2 protein-coding genes are annotated in these 1,175 nt (G+C 67.8%); both read right to left on the bottom strand.

The features are described 5' to 3' along the window. Positions 1-249: 249 nt before the first annotated feature. The gene (locus IEI94_RS09055) at positions 250-897 is read right to left on the bottom strand and encodes an SMP-30/gluconolactonase/LRE family protein (RefSeq protein ID WP_191166985.1); all 648 of its coding nucleotides are present in this window, start codon (positions 895-897) and stop codon (positions 250-252) included. A 25-nt stretch (positions 898-922) separates the two neighbouring features. Further along, the coding region (locus IEI94_RS09050) for a dihydroxy-acid dehydratase (protein WP_191166984.1) at positions 923-1,175 on the bottom strand (253 nt) is incomplete at its 5' end.

Genomic DNA, 1,175 nt, shown 5'->3' with positions numbered 1-1,175 from the left:
GACGCCCGCACCACCTCGGTGGGCAGCGCCGCCATTCATCGCTTCCTGCGCCCGGTGTGCTACCAGGACCTGCCGGCGGGGCTGCTCCCCGAGGCGCTCAAGGACGGCAATCCGCTGGGCGTGAGCCGGCTGGTGGATGGCAAGCGCGAGGGGTAACGCCGATCGGCCGATAGCCAAGGGCTGATATCAAAGCAAGCTAAGAGAGGGGCATGGCGTGAAAACGCCATGCCCCTTTAGGCTTTACCTAGCTTATATCGCGTCGGGAAGTATGACGTCGCTGGCATATTCGGCGACGCTGAGGCCCGCGACACCCGGCCGGCAGCGAAAGAGTCCCCCGGCCGCCGTCTCATCGTCGCGTCCCGTGGCCGCGGTGGTAATAAATAGCTGATCCAGCTCAGCGCCTCCGAAGGCGCAGGCGGTCACCCGTGAGGCGGACAGCGTCAGCGTCTCGTCGAGCCGACCATCGGGCAGGAAACGGCTGATGCGCCCACCCTCCCAGTGCGCCACCCAGAGGCCTCCCTCACGGTCACAGGCCATGCCGTCGGGGTAGCCCTGGGTCGACGGGAAGCGGATATGCTCGCGCTGGCGGGCGGGGTTGCCCTGCGCATCGAGATCGAAGGCATGGATCACGCCAGCTGGAGTATCGCTACGGTAGAGCGTGGCTCCATCGGGACTGCGCGCCGACCCGCCGGCGACGCGCGCCAAGCCACAGCACGTCTCGTCCAGCGCCCAGCTGTGGGTCTTGCCGCTCGCCAAGTCATAGGCATAGCGTCGCGAAGCGAGCGTATCCACGAACAGCAGCTGTCCGGCGTCGCCACGTTCGGGGCACCACAGCGGGGCCGCGCCCAGCAGCGCCCGCCCCTCCCAGACACACTCGATTGCAGTGGCCTCAACCATGGCGCTTACTCCCCATGTCGCGGCCTCAATGGGAGTGTCGCGGCACCTCGGCGCCGCGACAGCCCACCAGAAAATCGAAGTCGCAGCCCTCGTCGGCCTGCAGCACATGCTCGATATACAGCTGGCGATAGCCGCCGTCGCTGGCGATACGCCGCGAGGCCGCCCCCGGGTCCTCCGCCGCCAGGCGCGTGGCCAATTCGGCGTCGTCGATCTCCAGCTGCAGCTGGCCGGCATCGCAATCGAGGCTGATCCAGTCGCCGTCGCGCACCGCCGCCAAT

Origin of the sequence: Halomonas sp. ML-15, from assembly GCF_014779595.1 — a bacterium.
Taxonomy (GTDB): domain Bacteria; phylum Pseudomonadota; class Gammaproteobacteria; order Pseudomonadales; family Halomonadaceae; genus Franzmannia.
This window is presented reverse-complemented; position numbering and strand designations above follow the sequence as displayed.

Bases quoted from the DNA above. Each gene is read 5' to 3' on its own strand.
- IEI94_RS09055 (WP_191166985.1), bottom strand. From the start codon at position 897: ATGGTTGAGGCCACTGCAATCGAGTGTGTCTGGGAGGGGCGGGCGCTG.